Raw genomic sequence first — 475 nt, forward strand, 5'->3', positions numbered from 1 at the left:
AATGTCCGCAACTACGTCAGCAGCGCCATAATGGCCCCGGCCACCGCCGTTAAACGCAACCTTGAAAGCGGCTGTTTCCCCGTCAGGGTGGCGGCTCCGCAAACCGGGGCGACAATCGAGTCCCACACATTTGAATGGGCCGTTCGTGCGCAATTCATCCTGAGCACTCAATCGCAAACCCTTCACTTCCCGGCGCCCGCCGTAAAAGACCCGATACGCTTTGGCCCCGAATACGCCCAGGCCGACTTCACCACGACCCATCGGCCGTTCTGGGCCGATGAACACACCCATAAGGCGCAATAATGTCTATCCCTGTCAAATCCGAGCCTTACTACGCGCCAGAGGCCTACCACCCGGATCGGATTCCCGAGCAGCCTGACGCCTTGCCGCGCAAGTTACTCTTTAAATTGATAGGGACCCGGTTACCTTGGGGCAATACCCAAGAGGTGCTCCCGGACAACATCATGCAAGACCC

General features: G+C 58.5%; 1 pseudogene. It reads left to right on the top strand.

Features of this window, described 5'->3' with window-relative positions:
- Positions 1–303: pseudogene (locus ACCD02_RS32630) on the top strand (hypothetical protein); the annotation flags it as partial.
- Positions 304–475: the final 172 nt, after the last annotated feature.

It is taken from the genome of Pseudomonas sp. Pseusp88 (genome assembly GCF_047303955.1).
GTDB lineage: Bacteria > Pseudomonadota > Gammaproteobacteria > Pseudomonadales > Pseudomonadaceae > Aquipseudomonas.